This is a genomic window from Sphingobium sp. EP60837, assembly GCF_001658005.1.
GTDB classification, from domain to species: domain Bacteria; phylum Pseudomonadota; class Alphaproteobacteria; order Sphingomonadales; family Sphingomonadaceae; genus Sphingobium; species Sphingobium tyrosinilyticum.
This window is the reverse complement of sequence record NZ_CP015989.1, coordinates 176,253-192,095: the sequence shown is the minus strand read 5'-3', so window position 1 is coordinate 192,095 and position 15,843 is coordinate 176,253. Positions and strand designations below refer to the sequence as shown.

The window sequence follows — 15,843 nt, the reverse complement described above, 5'->3', positions numbered from 1 at the left end:
CGCGAAATCATGGAAAGGCAAGGTATCTGTCCCCCACGCGAACCGGCGAATAGCCAAGCCAATTCAGCGCCCCCGCCTCGAGAACAACCGACGAGCAAAAACCGTAAAAAGGGCAAGTGTACCCGTACCGTCTGGCAAACTCGTCATATAGCGAGCGCAGGTGGAGGCCCAATGAATACGATTAGGGTGCCTGTCTGCGTGAACTAAGCGAGCGACAGCAATGCTGGTGTGTTCGGTTATCCCGCCAAAGGGCACACAGGAAAAGCTCTGGTGCGAAGTCAAAAGTTTCGCATCAAACCAAAAGCCGCGCTTTTCCGTGCCCTTCCCTGATGCAAAAATCTGATGCAGAATCGCGCCATGATTTACGGCTATGCGCGCGTCTCCACCAACGGCCAAGATTTGGCCCAGCAGCTCGCCCAGCTTGAGGCGGCGGGCTGCGCGAAGATCTACCGCGAGAAGATCAGCGGCGCGTCGGCCGAGCGGCCCCAGCTCAAGCGCGCGATCGGCGCGCTCGATCCCGGCGACGTGCTGATGGTGACGGCGACCGATCGCCTCGCCCGCAACACGCGCGACCTCTTGAACATCCTCCATGCGGTAAAGGAGGCCGGGGCCGGCTTCCGCTCGATCGCCGAACCGATGGTGGACACGACCTCGCAGCTCGCCGAAGTTGTGATTGCCGTTCTAGGCGTCGCGGCCAGCTACGAGCGCCAGCGGATCGCCGAGCGCACCAGCGCTGGCCGCGCCCAGGCCAAGGCGCGCGGGGTCAAGTTCGGCCGCAAGAGCGCCCTCACCCCGCACCAGCAGGCCGAGGCGCGGCGCAAGCTCGACGCAGGCGACACCCAGCGATCGGTCGCGGCGCTGTTCAACGTCAGCCAAGCGACGATTTCGCGGCTACAGGGGTGATGAGCGACGCCCCCCGCCCTCTCTGGCGTTGATTTAGGCGGCGATCGCCGGCGCACATTCCCAGCGCCTGCCATGCCAGCGGAATCCTACCCGCTGCGCGTTGCTGATCGCTGGCGGCTCGCCCTTGCGCCAGAAGGCGCGCATCTTTGCCTGATCGTCAAGATGAGCGTCGGCCACGATCGCGCGCGCGGCCTGGATGAACTGCCCATGCCCGAACACATAGACCAGCGAGGCGGGCGGCATGGCGGCGAGCCGCGCCAGCGCGGCCTCGCAGCGCCGGAGCAGGGTGGCGAAGCTCTCCGCCCCTTCCCCGTCGCAATAATCAGGATCGGCCGCGCTCCAATAGCGTTCGAGGTGCGGCATCCGCTCCGCGCTGCGCGTGCCGTTCCAGCGCGCCGGTTGCAGATAGGTGAACTCCTCTATCGGCCACACTTCCACCGGCACGCCGGGAAAGCGCGCGATCGTTGGCGCAGCCGTCTGCTGCGTGCGGGTATAGGGCGACGTGACGATGAGCGCGGGCGCTTCTATCCAGCTCGCCGCGACTTCGCGTGCCTGTTCCTGGCCCAGCTCCGTCAGCTCGATCGCGCCGAGATCGTGGCAGGGCACGCCGGCGTTGCCGGTAGATTCGCCGTGGCGAATGAAGATTACGCGCATGGCTATTCAAACAGTTCCGCATGAGTGCCGGCGCGCACGAAGTTCACCAGATTCCCCTCAATCGTATAGATCAGCAGGAAATCGCCGCCGATATGGCACTCGCGATGATCGCTCCAATCGCCTTTCAGCGGATGATCCAGCCATTCCGGGCCTAACGGCGCGTCGTTGGCGATGAGCATCATCATCGCCTCCTTGAGCTGTTTCATGTTGTAGCGCCCGCTGCGCGACAGCCGCTCCCAATCCTTGACGAACCTTTTTTCGTAGGACGCCTCTCTTGGGAACGCCGCCCGCTTACTGCTGGCGGGCTTCTTGGTCGAGGGCATCGAACATTTCCTGGGCATCGGTGAAACGGGCGCGGCGAGCCTTCATCGTCGCGCGGGACGCCTCGATCGCGGCGCGCGTCTCGGCGTTCGGCACCTTCAGCTCGAACGGCAACGCATGATCCTTGGCGACCCGCGTGAGGGTCATGCGGACCACATCCGAGACGGTCAGCCCCAGCTCGGCCAGCACGGCGGCGGCTTCATCCTTCAATGTTTCGTCGATGCGCGCGCGCACGAAAGCGGTAGCGGCCATTGGAACCTCCTTAGTCAAGCCGATAATGTAGCTCAGTTGAGCAACAATTTCAATCCAGGCTAGGGGGCGGCGCCTGCCGCTGGCGCGGCACCGTGGCCCTACTCGCTTCGTTCCCCAAGCCCGCAAGCGGTCTTGGCCCAAGGTGACGACCCACATGGCGGGGGCGAGATCGCAAGCGGGTCTCGCTTCATGGTGCCGGCGTGCGCCGGCGTCGATCCTGTTTGAAGGGGGAAAGGCGGTCCCGGCCGCCTCTCCCCCGCAACGGGATTAGACGGGGCCGTGCCTCGCTGCGCTGCGGCCGCACCACCCCCATCGAATCCCGCTGCCCCCCTCTCTCGCCGGCGTTCTTGGGCGTCCGTGTTCCGGCCGATGGCATGGCCATCGCCGAACAGGCGATTTGAAGGGAGTAAGGACGATGACCCACGAAACCCGCGAAAGCTGGCTCAATGCGGTGGCGGCGGGCATGGCCCCGCTGTTCGAGGTGCTGGACGCCCCCCTGCCCGACCGCGTGCGCGTGGCGATCGGCTTCACCAGCAGAGGCGCGAAGGCCAAGGCGATTGGCGAGTGCTGGGATAATCGGTTGAGCGCGGACGGGCATTTTGAAATCTTCATCCGCCCGGACCTGGCGCACGCGCCCGACGCGATGCCGGCGCAGATCGCAGCCATCCTCGCGCATGAGCTGGTCCATGCCGCTGTCGGCATCCCGGCAGGGCATGGGAAGACGTTTAACGGGTCGCCCTTGGGCTGGGGCTGGTCGGGCCGATGCGCGCCACCACCCCCGGCGAGGCGTTCCTTGCGGCCATCGCGCCGATCCTGGAGTGCGTTGGCCCCCTCCCCCATGCCCGTCTCGACACGGACGGGGAGTCGACCGCGCCCAAGAAGCAGAAAACCCGGATGCTCAAATGCGAGTGCGCGACGTGCGGCTATACCGTGAGGACCGCGCGCAAATGGCTTGAGCAGGCCGGAGCGCCGCTTTGCCCGATCGAGGATCACGGCCAGATGGAGCATGAGCCGCTGGACGATGACGACGCCGAACCGGAGGAATGATGCGGCGCGCTTTCGTCATTTCAGATTCAGCGCCTCCCTATCGTCATTTCGGGAACGACAGGGCTTCCCCTCCCGGTCTATTGTGTATACAAGTATAGGATTATACGTGTAGGAGTGTAGCATGAAGGTTCTCGCCATTCTCTCACAGAAAGGCGGCGTTGGGAAAACGACGCTCGCGACCTGTCTGGCAGTCGCGGCCGAGCAGGCGGGCAAGGTCGCCGCGATCATCGACCTGGACCCGCAGGCGACGGCCTCGTTCTGGAAGGACGTGCGCCAGCTCGACACGCCCGCCGTGGCGTCGATTCAGCCGGTGCGCCTGCCCGCTATGCTCAAAGCCTGCGAGGACGCCGGCACCGATCTTGTCGTGATCGACGGGGCGGCGGTCGCGCGCGACGTGGCCTATGAGGCAGCGCGTCACGCTGATTTCATCCTGATCCCGACTAAGACGGCCGTGTTCGACACGATGAGCATGACGCACACCCTCGACGTGGTGCGCCAGCTCGACCGCGCCTTTGCCGTGGTCCTTACCTTCGTGCCCCCGCAAGGTCAGGAAACTGGCGATGCGATTCAGGCCGTGGCGGAGCTAGGCGCGACGGTTTGCCCGGTGACGATCGGCAACCGCAAAGCCTTTTTCCGCGCCCAAGCCGCAGGCCGGGCCGTGCAGGAGTTCGAGCCGCATGGGCCAGCGGCCGACGAAATCCGCCGACTATACGAGTATACAAATATACGCCTATACAATCAGGCGGAGGTGGCGTGATGGCGAAGGGCGGAAACAGTCTGCAAGCGGTGCTGAACCGCGCCAAGGCGGACGGAGACGCGGCCCCGGCCCCAGCGTCGGCGATCGAGCCGGTAGACGTGACCCGCAAGGCCCCGCCGAGCGGCCGACAGGGGACCAAGCTGATTGGCGGGCATTTCCCTCCCGAGGTCAGCACGCAGCTTCGCATTATCGCGGCCGAGGAAGGGACGACCGTTCAAAGCCTGCTGGGCGAGGCGCTGGACGACCTGTTTGTGAAGAAGGGAAGGGGGCGCATCGCCGGCTAGTATAGATGTATACAATTATACACCTATACATCTATACACCTATACTAGCGCAAGGGGGCAGTCTTGTGCTTGTTGCGACAGAAGCCGATGAAGGCGGCGCGGGGGCTTTTCAGTTCCGGCCGCCCGCTGTCGATCCACCATGACACCCATTGGTCATAGAGCGCGTAAACGTCATAGCCAGGCGCAACGCTCTTGGCGTCGTGGAAGCCTTCGGGGTCGATATAGGGCCGCTCGGGTTCCGCCTCGATCGCCTCGACCGTATCCAGAGCCTCGCGATTGCGGAACGTGACCGTATCGCCGTTCATTTCCACGGCATAGTCGGGCAGATGATCGTGCGCGACGAGATCGCGCAGCATCGAGCGGAACACGCGCAAATGGCTACTCGCGCCGGTCTTTTTCTGTAGCGTTTCGACCGAGATCGACCATTTTTCCTGCGCGCCGCAATGCTTGCGCGCCAGCTCGTAGATACGCCGTTCGAGCGGCTTGCGGAGGCGGAAATAGTCGCGATGGAGCGTCAGGACGCTGCGCCCCTCAACCATCTTGAACAGCCAGTCGGATAGCGTGACCTTGATTTCCGACATTTGGCCGGAGCGGGTTTGCCGCACGATCCGCCATTCATTGATGAGGCCGAAACCTTCGGTGATTTCCTCGCCATCGGCCTTGATATTCGTGGTGATCCGCGTCCCCGACAGCCGCTCGAACGCGCTCCGCAGCCGGTCATAGCCGTCGCCATCGGTTTGCCGGTTGGTCCACACCAGTAGATCGCGAGCAGTGAGGTGCAAGGTGCGGCTCGGTCGCTCCCCCTGGTTCATCTTCCCGATGAGCTGGGAGATGCAGTAGATCAGAATATCCTTGTCGTGGATCGTCGCCAGCCCTTTGACGCTGGGGACGATTTCGAGCTTGTTGCCGTTATGCTCATAGCGGAACACGCGCCGATCGGGCTTGGTCGCGAGCGAGAAAATCGGATGCTCCATCGAGGCCATGTCATCCTTGGGGATGGCGTCGAGAACATCGCAAATGAACAGATCGGGATCGGGGTAGCGAACAGGCAGCAGGGGAGGGCGTCCCTCCGCGCCGTTCGGGGTTTCATTGACGGCAAGCGGGAGTTCGGGGTTTCGTTGACGGTCAGGCTCGATTCGGGGTTTCATTGACGCGCACCGTAGATTCGGGGTTTCATTGACGCAACGGAAAAGTTCGGGGTTTCATTGACGGGTGATCGCGATTCGGGGTTTCGTTGACGCAGATTCGGGGTTCTGGAGTCACCAGATTCGGGGTTCCGTTGACGCCGAGGGCAAAAAAACGCCCGATTATTCTAATATTTTCAGTTGCTTATGAAACCGCCAAAATCCCGTAACACGACTCTTTAACCCATATATTAACACTAGGCCGACCTGTGGATAACTTTAACCGCAGCGCCCACTCGACGCCGGATCATCGTGGTTTCACCCACCAGCGTCCCGCCAGATCGAACAACTTGTCCTGATTTTCGGGACAGAGGCAGCATGATCCACTCGCGCCGCGCTACCGGCACCGGTCAGAGGGAAGAAAAGCGCCGCCTCTTGGGGGCTTCGCCCCCGCCGGCTCGCGGCCTTCGGCCGCCCCGGATCGCTTTGCGATCCTCCCACCCGGCATCCCCATGATGAGCCGGCTTCGCCGGCACGCTTTTTGCTAGATTGAGGATCGTTTAAACGCCCCGCTTCTATCGACACCACAGCGCCAGCGGCACCGTCGCAATTGGCTTTCCAGGAAAGCCAGGCGGATAGGGCGGTGATCGAGCCGAGAGGGCAGGGGAGGCGGAAACGTCGCAGCAGGGGCGATTTCCGGGCCGCTGGGCTTCATTCTGGACGTTTGGCAGGCCGGGGAGGGTCCAAGCGGCAATGGCGCTCTACGGGCTTCCCATGCGGCCGATTTCTGGAAAGCTAGATCCTCGCGAGGTCGGGGATCGAAACGGCGAGCCTCAAGGTTTGTGCGCCAGGCAACGATTTCACGGATTTGGCCCCGAACATTGCTGCGGGAGAGGGCGGAATCCTACGCCAAGAGCCGGCAGGGCAGGGCGCGGAAAGTCCGCTAAACAACGCCAAGGGCGAACAGACGGCGAACATGTATATTTGTATACGCCTATACATTCGCGCCTAGTGGCGCGTCCGCTTCGGTGGCGTCGCGCGGCCATCAGCTCATCAAAGGCGGAGTCATCGCCCAATGCGTAGCGGCGCAGCGGATCATCCTCGGTCATGGCGGCCGGCCTGGACTTCGCGCCATGTCACATATCGCAGCCGGCTCCGGTCCAACGCGCCCATCGACAAGACATTCCGCGCGCAGGAACATCCATATCTGCCCTGCCGGTGCTGGGCGAAGGCTTCAAGATCGCCGTTCGTCTCTTGGAGATGCACCGCCACAAGATCGCAGACGAGATTGAATATCCGCATGAGGCCGAGCCGGCTTTCCTCATCGGTGATCGCTTCGTGCAGCTCCAACACTTCGTCGCGGATCGCCGGAAGAGGTGCGGAACCGCTCTCTCCATAGGCCATGAGCCGGTCCCAAAGATCAATGACGCGTTGGTCCATATTCTATCCTTCCGCCCTTGGCGGCAGTTCTGACACTATACAGCAAACGGCCTTTTTCACTTCGTCGATAGTGTCCGTTCACGCCTTGTCGAACTTCCCGGCGAACTCGCGATCGGCGTAGTAGCGCAGCTTGGCGGCGACGATCGGCCGTTGCCCCGCAAGGAACAGGAGCTGCAAATCCTCGCGCAGCGTGCGGACTTCATCCGGCGTCAGCAACGGCCGCGCTACATGCTGCGATCCGAACGATATGCCGGTTTCCTCCGCGTCGATCGCGCGGCTCATCGTCTCGAACACGGGGTGACTGCACGAAAGTGACTTATCTGCACGCTAAGAGCGAACGGACCGGGAACGCTGGGACTTTGTGTTCTTCTCCGTGGCTTCGAGGGCTTTGTAGAGGGCGGTTTTGCCGATCTTGAGGCGCGCGGCGGCCTCGCGAACTGTGAGGCCGGAAGCGATATGATCGCGCGCCTTGCGGAGCTTGTCAGGTGTGACCACTGGCCGCCGCCCACCGGGGCGACCTCGCTCGCGAGCGGCCTTGAGGCCTGCATGGGTGCGCTCCCGGATCAGATCGCGCTCAAACTGGGCAAGCGAGCCGAAGATGTTGAACACCAGCATCCCGCCCGAAGTGGTGGTGTCGATGTTCTCGGTGAGCGAGCGGAACCCGATACCTGGCTCTGTTGCAAACTCTGACACGGTTTCCAAGATTGGGCTCATGTACTGTCAAGGTCAGTTGCGATGAACGATTTCAAAGGACGGCATTTTACCGGCGAGGTCATCCTATGGGCGGTGCGCTGGTATTGTCGATACGGCATCAGCTACCGTGATCTCGAGGAAATGCTGTCCGAGCGTGGGATCGATGTCGATCATACGACGATCTATCGCTGGGTGCAGCGCTACGCGCCGGAGATGGAGAAGCGTCTCCGCTGGTTCTGGCGGCGCGGCTTTGATCCGAGCTGGCGTCTGGATGAGACCTACGTAAAGGTGCGGGGCAAATGGACCTACCTGTACCGGGCGGTCGACAAACGGGGCGACACGATTGATTTCTATCTGTCATCGACACGCAGCGCCAAAGCGGCGAAGCGCTTTCTGGGCAAAGCTCTTCGTGGCCTGAAGGACTGGGAAAAGCCGGCCAAACTCAATACCGACAAGGCACCCAGCTACGGCGCAGCAATCGCTGAGCTGAAACGCGAAGGCAAACTGGCGGCGGAAACCGAGCACCGGCAGGTGAAATATCTGAACAACGTGCTCGAGGCCGACCACGGCAAGCTGAAGATGCTGATCAAGCCGGTACGTGGCTTCAAGTCGATGCCAACGGCCTACGCCACGATCAAGGGCTTCGAGGTCATGCGCGCCCTACGCAAAGGACAGGCCCAGGCATGGTGCCTGCAGCCAGGTATCATGGGGGAGGTGCGCCTGGTTGAAAGAGCATTCGGAATTGGACCCTCGGCCCTGACCGAAACCATGATTATGCTCAATAAGCATTTCGCCAATGCTGCCTAATCCCCCAACTGGGTGACGCCGCGCGGCCGTGCCCCATGTTTGCAACAGAGCCTGAGAATATAGGATCGCTGCGGCCGGCCTCAGGTCGCCGGTTCGGCCAGTACCTGGCCATATTTGTCGCGGATGGCCTTCTTGTCGATCTTGCCGGTGGCGGTGAGAGGGACGGCGCCCAGGATGATGCGGTCGGGCATCCACCATTTGATGATCCGCGGTTCGAGCCACTCGCGCATGGCATCCTCGGTCACCGATCCTACCTCGAGAGGCTCGACCAGCATGATCGGGCGTTCCTCCCATTTGGAATGATAGACGCCGGCCACCGCCGCCACCTTCACGCCAGGGCATCCTGCCGCGATGTTTTCCAGGTCGATCGAGCTGATCCATTCCCCGCCCGACTTGATGACGTCCTTCTTGCGATCGGTGATCCGCATGAACCCGAACCGGTCGATGGTCGAGATATCGCCGGTATCGAACCAGCCCTCGGCGTCGATCGCGGAGGCATCGGCGCGGTAATAGCGTTCCAGCACCCAGGGACCGCGCACCATCAGCGCGCCGGACTGCTCGCCGTCATGCGGCAGGGCATTGTCGTCATCATCGACGATCTTCATCTCGATACCGAACATCATCCGGCCCTGGCGCGTCCAGATGACCTCGTTCTCATCATCCTTGCCCAGCGCTGCCAGCGCGGGGGTGGGGGTGGAGACGACGCCCAGCGGACTGGTCTCGGTCATGCCCCAGATCTGCTGGACGGCGACGCCGAGCCGGTCGAAGGCCACCGCCATGTCGCGCGGCACAGCCGAACCGCCGATGATCACGCGCTGAAGCTTGCCCGGCGCCTCCCCGGTCTTCGCCAGATGGTCGAGATACATCGTCCAGATCGTCGGGACGCCGCCAGAGAAAGTGACGCCTTCATCGGCGATCATCTGCTGGAGGCTCGCGCCGTCGAACCTGTCGCAAGGGAAGACGAACTTCACTCCGTTGATCGCGCCTGCGAAGGGAAGCCCCCAGGCGGTCGCGTGATAGAGCGACTGGCAGGGCATCACCACATCGAAGGCGGAGAAGTTGAGCGCTCCGGGTAGTCCGGCGGCCAGCGCGTGCAGCACGACCGAACGATGCGAATAGAGTACGCCCTTGGGGTCGCCTGTCGTGCCGGAGGTGTAGCACAGGAATGCGCCTGCATTCTCGTCCAGCTTCGGCCAGGGATAGTCCTCCGCCTCTGCGGCGATAAGACTCTCGTAGCATTCGAAGCCGTCTACCATGCGCTCGGCGTCGCTCAGAACGACATAATGCTGCACCGTCTCCAGCTGGCCTTTGATCCGGTCGACGATCTCGGCCATGTTGCGGTCGAGCAGCAGGACCTTGCTACCCGCGTGGTTGATCGTGAAGACCAGATGATCTTCGGGCAGGCGCGGATTGGCGGTATGCAGCACCGCGCCCATGCCCGGCACCGCGAAGAACAGTTCGAAGTGGCGATGCGTGTTCCACGCCAGCGAACTCACCCGGTCGCCCGGCTCGACGCCGAGTGTGGCTAAAGCATGCGCGGCCTGTGCCGCACGCCTCCAGGCCCGCGCATAATCATAGCGCCAGACCGGCTCGTCGACATTGCGCGAAACAAGCTCCCGGGAACCATGCGCAACCGATGCAAAGCGCAGAATGTCATGAATGTTGAGCGGCGCATCCTGCATCAAACCCTGAAGCAATTGTTACTCTCCTGTCCGTCGTCAGAACATTTGGCACGACTCGCGGCGTAAATTAGCGGAGTGCGGGCCTCGTCAGGGGATGGATGTTAAGCGGCGAGCTTGCGGTGTTGCAAGCGCCGATATTCGATGGTCTGTCGTTTGATCCTTTCACGCTGTTTGATGATGGCTGGTGCCCTGCCGGGCTCTGTTGCAAACTCTGACACGGTTTCCAAGATTGGGCTCATGTACTGTCAAGGTCAGTTGCGATGAACGATTTCAAAGGACGGCATTTTACCGGCGAGGTCATCCTATGGGCGGTGCGCTGGTATTGTCGATACGGCATCAGCTACCGTGATCTCGAGGAAATGCTGTCCGAGCGTGGGATCGATGTCGATCATACGACGATCTATCGCTGGGTGCAGCGCTACGCGCCGGAGATGGAGAAGCGTCTCCGCTGGTTCTGGCGGCGCGGCTTTGATCCGAGCTGGCGTCTGGATGAGACCTACGTAAAGGTGCGGGGCAAATGGACCTACCTGTACCGGGCGGTCGACAAACGGGGCGACACGATTGATTTCTATCTGTCATCGACACGCAGCGCCAAAGCGGCGAAGCGCTTTCTGGGCAAAGCTCTTCGTGGCCTGAAGGACTGGGAAAAGCCGGCCAAACTCAATACCGACAAGGCACCCAGCTACGGCGCAGCAATCGCTGAGCTGAAACGCGAAGGCAAACTGGCGGCGGAAACCGAGCACCGGCAGGTGAAATATCTGAACAACGTGCTCGAGGCCGACCACGGCAAGCTGAAGATGCTGATCAAGCCGGTACGTGGCTTCAAGTCGATGCCAACGGCCTACGCCACGATCAAGGGCTTCGAGGTCATGCGCGCCCTACGCAAAGGACAGGCCCAGGCATGGTGCCTGCAGCCAGGTATCATGGGGGAGGTGCGCCTGGTTGAAAGAGCATTCGGAATTGGACCCTCGGCCCTGACCGAAACCATGATTATGCTCAATAAGCATTTCGCCAATGCTGCCTAATCCCCCAACTGGGTGACGCCGCGCGGCCGTGCCCCATGTTTGCAACAGAGCCATCTTGAGCATTACCTGGTCGAATATATCGACGGGTGCGGTTTGCGCGAGGACCGCAAAGGGCCGCTGTTCCGCACCATCGCGCGCGGCACTAAGCGACTAAGCGATACCCCCCTGCCCCAAGCCAATGCCTTCGCGATGGTGCGGCGGCGCGCGGCGGCGGCCGAGATCGGCACGGCGATCGGCAATCACAGTTTCCGCGCGACCGGGATCACCACCTATTTGAAGAATGGCGGCACGTTGGAGACGGCCGCGACGATGGCGAACCACAGCTCGACGCGCACCACCCAGCTCTACGATCGACGGCCTGATGACGTGACGCTGGACGAGGTGGAGCGGGTGTTGATCTAGGCGGCGACCGCTGGCCCACAGGCCCAGCGGTCGCCCTGCCAATGAAACCCCACCCGCTGCGCGTTGCCGATCGCGGGCGGCTCCCCCTTGCGCCAGAACGCGCGCATCTTGGCCCGGTCATCCATATGAGCGTCGGCGACGATTGCGCGTGCGGCCTGGATGAATTGCCCATGCCCGAACACATAGGCCAGCGAGTCAGCAGGCATGGCGGCGAGACGCGCCAGCGCGGCCTCGCAGCGCCGTAGCAGCGTGCCGAAGCTCTCCGCCCCTTCCCCGTCGCAATAATCAGGATCGGCCGCGCTCCAATAGCGTTCGAGGTGCGGCATCCTTTCGGCGCTGCGCGTGCCGTTCCATCGGGAGGGTTGGAGATAGGTAAATTCTTCGATCGGCCACGTCTCCACCGGCACGCCGGGAAAGCGCGCGATCGTCGGCGCGGCCGTCTGCCGGGTGCGGGTATAAGGCGACGTGACGATAAGCGCGGGCGCTTCCGTCCAGCTCGCCGCGACCGCGCGGGCCTGTTCCTGGCCGCGCTCCGTCAGCTCGATCGTCGCCAGATCGTGACACGGCACGCCGGCGTTGCCGGTGCTTTCGCCGTGCCGGATGAAGATGGCCCTCATGCCGGATTACTGGCGCAGGCGATCGAGCGTCCAGCCTTCCGGCAATTCGTCGCCGGCTTCGGGCGGCCGATTAGGCACCTTGTCGAGAATACGGCCCAGGCCGCTGCCGGTGTGGCCCTTCGCGCGGCGCGTGAAGAACTCGGCCGCCGTCTCGACCGCGCCAATTTTCTGCGCGACCGCCGTTGCGATCCATTGATTGAGGCTAACGCCATCTTCCTTTGCCAGTCGCGCCGCTGCCGCCTTGATCGAGGTTGGCAGCTTGAGCGGGTAGGTCGCCTTGCTCATTGTCATAACTCCTTCAACAGATCGGCGGGCTGCATCAACCGGATTCCGAAGCGCGGGGCTGCGCCCCGGAAATCGCGGATATTATAAGTCACAAGCGCATCGGCCCGCCCGTTAATCGCCGCTTCCAACACCATTTCGTCGTCGGGGTCGCGTAGTTGCGGCCGCCACAGCAAATGCACCTCCACCGGCTCGATCAGCGCCGCCAGCTCGCCAAGCAGTTCGTCCACGGCCTCCAACGTCAGCCCCGACACTTGCCGCTGCTCCGGTCGTTTCAGCACGTCCTCATATTCGAGGAACAGCGACGGCGTGGCGAGTATCTTCAAGCGGCCATACTCGACGGCGCGCAGTAGGGCGAAGCTCGCTCCCGTTTGGCTCCGCAGCGCCGTGGCGATAACCGAGGTATCTAATACGACTCTTTGCATCGCGCTTAATATAACATCCTATGGGATGTTTTTCTAGATGGCTCTAGTCCGCCACTGGCGAAGCGATGAGCCGGCGACAAGGCGAGTAGAAATCAATCATCTGTATATCATAACGCTATCGTTACGCTGTCATATGGACATTAAAAGGCAATATCGGGCGCGACCCTTCGGGCACGGCTCTATCTCCGCGTGACCGCTCCGACCAAGCCCGCAAGCGGTCTTGGCGCATAAGCGTGACGATCCTCGCGTGAGGCAGGGGCCTTGCCCCTGCCCTGTCGTGCCGGCGTGCGCCGGCGTGTCGTTTATTTGCGTGGGGAGAGGGCGTTCCGTCCCCCTCTCCCCAGCAACGGGAATCAGCGGGACCGGGTTGGCGCGAAGCGCCCGCCCGCACCACTCCCGCAGATTCCCGCTGCCCCCCTCTCCTGTCGTCGTTCTTGGGCGTCCGTGTTCCGGCCGATGGCACGGCCATCGCCGGACAGGCGATTTGAAGGGAGTAAAAACGATGACGCAGGACAACCGGGAAAGCTGGCTCAATGCGGTGGCGGCGGGCATGGCCCCGCTGTTCGAGGCGCTGGACGCCCCCCTGCCCGCGCATATCCGCGTGGCGATCGGCTTCACCAGCACGGGCCGCAAGGGCAAGGCGATCGGCGAGTGCTGGGACAACCGGCTTAGTGCAGATGGGCATTTTGAAATCTTTATCCGTCCCGACCTCGCCCACGCGGCCGACGCCATGCCGGCGCAGATCGCGGCGATCCTCGCGCATGAACTGGTCCACGCGGCCGTGGGCATCCCGGCAGGGCATGGGAAGGCGTTTAAACGGGTCGCCCTTGGCCTTGGCCTGGTCGGGCCGATGCGGGCGACGACACCGGGCGAGGCGTTTCTTGTCGCTATCGCGCCGATCCTAAAAGCCGTTGGCCCCCTCCCCCATGCCCGTCTCGATACGGACGGCGAATCCACCGCTCCCAAGAAGCAGAAAACCCGGATGCTCAAATGTGAGTGCGCGACGTGCGGCTATACGGTGAGGACCGCGCGCAAGTGGCTTGAGCTGGCCGGAGCGCCGCTTTGCCCGATCGAGGATCATGGCCAGATGGAGCACGAACCGCTGGACGACGAGGACGAGGGGGAGGGCGGCGAATAATCGCCGCCATCAAATGTATATCGCCTAGCATTACAAACGCTGCTATATAGCGCGCACATTGCCAGCGGAGCGAGAGCGGAATGATATTGGCGGTCGGAAACACCAAGGGCGGCGTCGGCAAGACCACGCTCGCCGTGAACCTCGCGGTCGCGCGCGCGCTTGCGGGCCGCGACCTTCTGCTAGTGGACGGCGACGAGCAGGGAACCGCCCTTACCTTCACGGAGCTGCGCGCCGAGCGGCTTGGCGAGGCTGGCTATACCGCCGTCGCGCTCACTGGCGCGGCTCTTCGCAGCCAGGTCCGCCAGCTCGCCCCCAAATATGATGACATCATCATCGACGTAGGCGGACGCGATACCGGCTCGCTGCGCGCCGCGCTCACCGTGGCCGACACGCTGCTGGTGCCGGTGCAGCCGCGCAGCTTTGACGTGTGGGCGCTCGACCAGGTGGCGGCGCTGGTGGCCGAGGCGCGCGAGATCAACGAGGGGCTGCGCGCCGTCGCGGTCCTCAACGGCGCGGACCCGCAGGGCGGCGACAATGAGGCGGCCTTGCAGATGATCGGCGATATTGAGGGGATCGAGGTGCTGCCCACGTCGATCGTGCGCCGCAAAGCGTTCCCGAACGCGGCGGCCGAGGGCAGGGCGGTGGTCGAGCAATCCCCGCGCGACGCCAAGGCGATAGACGAGCTGGCCGCATTGGTCAGTGCGGTATTTGTATAGCATAATGATAGCGGAGTGAATGAAAATGGCTATCGCTCGTAAACCGAATAGCAAGCCCAAGCCGCCCGTTACCGACGACGCGGCCGACGCCTTCATAGCCGGTGCCGCGAAACCGACAGCGCCGGCGATCACGGAGGCGGCCGAGGACGGGCCGCGCAAGTCGCCGGTCATGTTGCGGTTCGATCGCGCTTTGCTGGCGAAGGTCGATGCGGCGGCGAAGCGGCGCGGGATCAGCCGCAGCGCATGGATTCAGTTCACGGTGAGCCGCGCGCTCGATGCTGGCGAGGGATAGGGGGGCGTTTGCGGGAGGGGGCGGAATCCTACGCCAAGCTCGCCCAGATAGCCGGCGCGAGATCTTACTTGTTGCTGCCTTCTACGGTCGCGCCAGAAAGGCGACGGCTCAGTTCTATCCGGCGATGGCTACGCATTTTGAAGGTGTCTGGCCCAACGCGCCGATACTCAATGAAGCCGAGAGAACGCCAAAATCGCTCTGCCGCTTCATTCGCTTCCAGCACGGCCAACCGAATCTCTGTGGCACCTCTCGCAGCGGCCCAGCTTTCGACCGTCGAGTAAATTGAGCGTCCGACGCCACGACCACGCTGTGCGGCATCTACGATCATGAAGCCGAGATACCATGTGCCATCACGCGGATAATCGCGGAGGATGGCCGCGATTGCATATAGGCCGCCAGGCCCCTTCCATCCCAGGACAGCTTGATTGTGGGCGCTCTTTTCGGGCGGCACATCGGAGAAAAGCTCGCGAGCATCGTCCAGCGTGGGCGCGGCCCCGTCCTGCAACAGGAAATAGTCGCTGCAACGGTTGTACAGGTCTGCAACGTCTGCGGCGTCCGCTTGGGTAAGTTTGATCGGGGCTCCCGTCATCATCATCGCGTTTTGGCAGCAAGCACGCGCTGACCGTAATCCCGGAGTTCCCCGTTGGGACCGACATAGCGGTAGAGAGTGACGCGCTCGATCCCGAGTTCCTTGCAGAGGTCGGAAACGGACGTGTCGCGTTGGGCCATAGCAGCCTGAGCGAGCCGCACCTGGGCCTTGGAGAGGGCGAACTTGCGGCCACCCTTGCGTCCCCGCGCGCGGGCAGCGGCCAGGCCAGCCATGGTGCGCTCGCGGATCATATCCCGCTCAAACTCCGCCAGTGTGGCAAAAATGCCGAACACCATCCGGCCCGATGGCGTCGTGGTGTCGATCTGCGCGCCCTTGCCGGTGAGGGCTCTGTTGCAAAGATTGGCGGCAGTCAGAGGTAGGCTGTCGCTCTGC

18 protein-coding genes and 6 pseudogenes are annotated in these 15,843 nt (G+C 62.9%); 10 read left to right on the top strand and 14 right to left on the bottom strand.

Translation table 11 applies throughout. From position 1 onward, the window contains the following. Window positions 1-342: 342 nt before the first annotated feature. Window positions 343-903, top strand: coding sequence for a recombinase family protein (locus EP837_RS20325; RefSeq protein WP_017501690.1), 561 nt, complete (start codon window positions 343-345; stop codon window positions 901-903). A 33-nt stretch (window positions 904-936) separates the two neighbouring features. Here the strand turns inward: EP837_RS20325 and EP837_RS20320 are convergent, their stop codons facing one another. From EP837_RS20320 to EP837_RS20310, 3 genes are read right to left on the bottom strand one after another with little or no spacing between them, the layout of a single operon-like run. After that, window positions 937-1,557, bottom strand: a complete 621-nt coding sequence (locus EP837_RS20320; RefSeq protein ID WP_017501689.1) for a histidine phosphatase family protein — start codon at window positions 1,555-1,557, stop codon at window positions 937-939. A 2-nt stretch (window positions 1,558-1,559) separates the two neighbouring features. Beyond that, complete coding sequence (locus EP837_RS20315; protein ID WP_026109291.1) at window positions 1,560-1,880, bottom strand: type II toxin-antitoxin system YafQ family toxin; 321 nt, start codon at window positions 1,878-1,880, stop codon at window positions 1,560-1,562. Further along, window positions 1,849-2,130 carry a type II toxin-antitoxin system RelB/DinJ family antitoxin gene (locus EP837_RS20310; RefSeq protein ID WP_017501687.1) on the bottom strand — a complete coding sequence of 94 codons (282 nt, stop codon included), beginning with the start codon at window positions 2,128-2,130 and terminating at the stop codon, window positions 1,849-1,851. The genes EP837_RS20315 and EP837_RS20310 overlap by 32 nt, the downstream gene beginning before the upstream one ends. Before the next feature lie 415 nt (window positions 2,131-2,545). Here EP837_RS20310 and EP837_RS20305 point away from each other — a divergent pair. The 3 genes and pseudogenes from EP837_RS20305 to EP837_RS20295 all read left to right on the top strand — a co-directional run bounded on the left by EP837_RS20305 (window position 2,546) and on the right by EP837_RS20295 (window position 4,218). Then, window positions 2,546-3,177: pseudogene (locus tag EP837_RS20305) on the top strand (transcription elongation protein SprT). Between the two features lie 121 nt (window positions 3,178-3,298). Beyond that, window positions 3,299-3,934, top strand: a complete 636-nt coding sequence (locus EP837_RS20300; protein ID WP_017501684.1) for a nucleotide-binding protein — start codon at window positions 3,299-3,301, stop codon at window positions 3,932-3,934. Next, window positions 3,934-4,218, top strand: a complete 285-nt coding sequence (locus tag EP837_RS20295) for a ribbon-helix-helix domain-containing protein (RefSeq protein ID WP_017501683.1) — start codon at window positions 3,934-3,936, stop codon at window positions 4,216-4,218. Before EP837_RS20300 ends, EP837_RS20295 begins: the two co-directional genes overlap by 1 nt. Before the next feature lie 44 nt (window positions 4,219-4,262). Here EP837_RS20295 and EP837_RS20290 read toward each other — a convergent pair whose 3' ends face one another. From EP837_RS20290 to EP837_RS20275, 4 genes and pseudogenes are all read right to left on the bottom strand, one after another. Then, window positions 4,263-5,366, bottom strand: a complete 1,104-nt coding sequence (locus EP837_RS20290) for a replication initiator protein A (protein ID WP_004213366.1) — start codon at window positions 5,364-5,366, stop codon at window positions 4,263-4,265. A 1,071-nt stretch (window positions 5,367-6,437) separates the two neighbouring features. After that, window positions 6,438-6,782 (bottom strand): hypothetical protein, encoded by a 345-nt coding sequence (locus EP837_RS20285; protein WP_225870703.1) that lies wholly within the window; start codon window positions 6,780-6,782, stop codon window positions 6,438-6,440. A 78-nt stretch (window positions 6,783-6,860) separates the two neighbouring features. After that, a pseudogene (locus EP837_RS20280) lies at window positions 6,861-7,076 on the bottom strand (type IV secretory system conjugative DNA transfer family protein); the annotation flags it as partial. 33 nt (window positions 7,077-7,109) lie between these two features. Then, window positions 7,110-7,481 (bottom strand): annotated as a pseudogene (locus tag EP837_RS20275) (recombinase family protein); the annotation flags it as partial. Window positions 7,482-7,517: 36 nt separating this feature from the next. Between EP837_RS20275 and EP837_RS20270 the strand changes: the two are divergent. Further along, complete coding sequence (locus EP837_RS20270) at window positions 7,518-8,282, top strand: IS6 family transposase (RefSeq protein WP_006949122.1); 765 nt, start codon at window positions 7,518-7,520, stop codon at window positions 8,280-8,282. 80 nt (window positions 8,283-8,362) lie between these two features. Here EP837_RS20270 and EP837_RS20265 read toward each other — a convergent pair whose 3' ends face one another. Both EP837_RS20265 and EP837_RS21225 read right to left on the bottom strand, forming a co-directional pair. Continuing rightward, entirely contained in the window at window positions 8,363-9,964 is a 1,602-nt protein-coding gene (locus EP837_RS20265) for a long-chain fatty acid--CoA ligase (RefSeq protein ID WP_066532668.1), read from the bottom strand. Between the two features lie 101 nt (window positions 9,965-10,065). Continuing rightward, a pseudogene (locus tag EP837_RS21225) lies at window positions 10,066-10,158 on the bottom strand (PEP/pyruvate-binding domain-containing protein); the annotation flags it as partial. A gap of 66 nt (window positions 10,159-10,224) precedes the next feature. Here EP837_RS21225 and EP837_RS20260 point away from each other — a divergent pair. Both EP837_RS20260 and EP837_RS21750 read left to right on the top strand, forming a co-directional pair. Then, window positions 10,225-10,989, top strand: a complete 765-nt coding sequence (locus EP837_RS20260; protein WP_006949122.1) for an IS6 family transposase — start codon at window positions 10,225-10,227, stop codon at window positions 10,987-10,989. Window positions 10,990-11,043: 54 nt separating this feature from the next. Further along, a pseudogene (locus EP837_RS21750) lies at window positions 11,044-11,391 on the top strand (tyrosine-type recombinase/integrase); the annotation flags it as partial. Here EP837_RS21750 and EP837_RS20250 read toward each other — a convergent pair. Genes EP837_RS20250 through EP837_RS20240 form a run of 3 tightly spaced genes read right to left on the bottom strand, consistent with a single transcriptional unit; the run spans window position 11,388 to window position 12,715 of the window. Next, complete coding sequence (locus tag EP837_RS20250; RefSeq protein WP_015063474.1) at window positions 11,388-12,008, bottom strand: histidine phosphatase family protein; 621 nt, start codon at window positions 12,006-12,008, stop codon at window positions 11,388-11,390. The pseudogene EP837_RS21750 and the gene EP837_RS20250 sit on opposite strands and share 4 nt — an antisense overlap. Window positions 12,009-12,014: 6 nt before the next feature. Further along, a complete protein-coding gene (locus tag EP837_RS20245) occupies window positions 12,015-12,293 on the bottom strand; it encodes a toxin-antitoxin system HicB family antitoxin (protein ID WP_020817757.1) in 279 nt (92 codons plus the stop codon). A gap of 2 nt (window positions 12,294-12,295) precedes the next feature. Continuing rightward, window positions 12,296-12,715, bottom strand: coding sequence for a putative toxin-antitoxin system toxin component, PIN family (locus EP837_RS20240; protein WP_020817758.1), 420 nt, complete (start codon window positions 12,713-12,715; stop codon window positions 12,296-12,298). A 502-nt stretch (window positions 12,716-13,217) separates the two neighbouring features. Between EP837_RS20240 and EP837_RS20235 the strand changes: the two genes are divergently transcribed. The 3 genes from EP837_RS20235 (at window position 13,218) to EP837_RS20225 (ending at window position 14,861) form a co-directional block, all read left to right on the top strand. Next, window positions 13,218-13,853 carry a transcription elongation protein SprT gene (locus EP837_RS20235; protein ID WP_020817759.1) on the top strand — a complete coding sequence of 212 codons (636 nt, stop codon included), beginning with the start codon at window positions 13,218-13,220 and terminating at the stop codon, window positions 13,851-13,853. Between the two features lie 80 nt (window positions 13,854-13,933). Continuing rightward, window positions 13,934-14,569 (top strand): AAA family ATPase, encoded by a 636-nt coding sequence (locus EP837_RS20230; protein ID WP_015063478.1) that lies wholly within the window; start codon window positions 13,934-13,936, stop codon window positions 14,567-14,569. A gap of 25 nt (window positions 14,570-14,594) precedes the next feature. Continuing rightward, on the top strand, window positions 14,595-14,861 hold the full coding sequence (locus EP837_RS20225) for a hypothetical protein (protein ID WP_020817760.1): 267 nt from the start codon (window positions 14,595-14,597) through the stop codon (window positions 14,859-14,861). A 64-nt stretch (window positions 14,862-14,925) separates the two neighbouring features. On the opposite strand, the gene EP837_RS20220 is transcribed toward EP837_RS20225, so the two are convergent. Then, on the bottom strand, window positions 14,926-15,450 hold the full coding sequence (locus EP837_RS20220) for a GNAT family N-acetyltransferase (protein ID WP_011607966.1): 525 nt from the start codon (window positions 15,448-15,450) through the stop codon (window positions 14,926-14,928). 2 nt (window positions 15,451-15,452) lie between these two features. Next, a pseudogene (locus EP837_RS20215) lies at window positions 15,453-15,800 on the bottom strand (recombinase family protein); the annotation flags it as partial. Between the last annotated feature and the right edge of the window lie 43 nt (window positions 15,801-15,843).

Bases quoted from the DNA above. Each gene is read 5' to 3' on its own strand.
- EP837_RS20285 (WP_225870703.1), bottom strand. From the start codon at position 6,782: ATGGACCAACGCGTCATTGATCTTTGGGACCGGCTCATGGCCTATGGA.
- EP837_RS20245 (WP_020817757.1), bottom strand. From the start codon at position 12,293: ATGAGCAAGGCGACCTACCCGCTCAAGCTGCCAACCTCGATCAAGGCG.
- EP837_RS20230 (WP_015063478.1), top strand. From the start codon at position 13,934: ATGATATTGGCGGTCGGAAACACCAAGGGCGGCGTCGGCAAGACCACG.
- EP837_RS20220 (WP_011607966.1), bottom strand. From the start codon at position 15,450: ATGACGGGAGCCCCGATCAAACTTACCCAAGCGGACGCCGCAGACGTT.
- EP837_RS20325 (WP_017501690.1), top strand. From the start codon at position 343: ATGCAGAATCGCGCCATGATTTACGGCTATGCGCGCGTCTCCACCAAC.
- EP837_RS20250 (WP_015063474.1), bottom strand. From the start codon at position 12,008: ATGAGGGCCATCTTCATCCGGCACGGCGAAAGCACCGGCAACGCCGGC.
- EP837_RS20235 (WP_020817759.1), top strand. From the start codon at position 13,218: ATGACGCAGGACAACCGGGAAAGCTGGCTCAATGCGGTGGCGGCGGGC.
- EP837_RS20295 (WP_017501683.1), top strand. From the start codon at position 3,934: ATGGCGAAGGGCGGAAACAGTCTGCAAGCGGTGCTGAACCGCGCCAAG.
- EP837_RS20320 (WP_017501689.1), bottom strand. From the start codon at position 1,557: ATGCGCGTAATCTTCATTCGCCACGGCGAATCTACCGGCAACGCCGGC.
- EP837_RS20225 (WP_020817760.1), top strand. From the start codon at position 14,595: ATGGCTATCGCTCGTAAACCGAATAGCAAGCCCAAGCCGCCCGTTACC.
- EP837_RS20270 (WP_006949122.1), top strand. From the start codon at position 7,518: ATGAACGATTTCAAAGGACGGCATTTTACCGGCGAGGTCATCCTATGG.
- EP837_RS20265 (WP_066532668.1), bottom strand. From the start codon at position 9,964: ATGCAGGATGCGCCGCTCAACATTCATGACATTCTGCGCTTTGCATCG.
- EP837_RS20260 (WP_006949122.1), top strand. From the start codon at position 10,225: ATGAACGATTTCAAAGGACGGCATTTTACCGGCGAGGTCATCCTATGG.
- EP837_RS20240 (WP_020817758.1), bottom strand. From the start codon at position 12,715: ATGCAAAGAGTCGTATTAGATACCTCGGTTATCGCCACGGCGCTGCGG.
- EP837_RS20310 (WP_017501687.1), bottom strand. From the start codon at position 2,130: ATGGCCGCTACCGCTTTCGTGCGCGCGCGCATCGACGAAACATTGAAG.
- EP837_RS20315 (WP_026109291.1), bottom strand. From the start codon at position 1,880: ATGCCCTCGACCAAGAAGCCCGCCAGCAGTAAGCGGGCGGCGTTCCCA.
- EP837_RS20290 (WP_004213366.1), bottom strand. From the start codon at position 5,366: ATGAAACCCCGAATCGAGCCTGACCGTCAACGAAACCCCGAACTCCCG.
- EP837_RS20300 (WP_017501684.1), top strand. From the start codon at position 3,299: ATGAAGGTTCTCGCCATTCTCTCACAGAAAGGCGGCGTTGGGAAAACG.